The organism is Pseudomonas sp. SIMBA_041 (assembly GCF_046535095.1).
GTDB lineage: Bacteria > Pseudomonadota > Gammaproteobacteria > Pseudomonadales > Pseudomonadaceae > Aquipseudomonas > Aquipseudomonas mucoides.
On the sequence record NZ_JAWRXJ010000567.1, the window covers coordinates 1 to 256 of the forward strand.

Consider the following 256-nt stretch of genomic DNA (forward strand, 5'->3'; position numbering starts at 1 on the left):
CTGGCTTGCCAGCGAACGAGCCCGCGAGATCGCCTTCGCCGGCAAGCCGGCTCCTACGGGGAGGCGGGTCAGGTGCGCTGTTGCGCCTGCTCCCGGTATTGCTGCCGGGTGTCGTCCAGCAGCACCTCCCTGAGCGGCACCGCCCCTACGGCCAGGGCTTTCTCGATGCTCAGGTCGTCACCACGGGCCGCCAGCAGGGCTTGCAGTCGCTGGAACTCACCGCACCAGATGGTCTCGATGTCTTTGTCGCGCTGGG

1 pseudogene is annotated in these 256 nt (G+C 68.4%); it reads right to left on the minus strand.

Annotation, left to right across the window (positions count from 1 at the left end):
* Positions 1-68: 68 nt before the first annotated feature.
* Positions 69-256 (minus strand): annotated as a pseudogene (locus SB725_RS32385) (hypothetical protein); the annotation flags it as partial.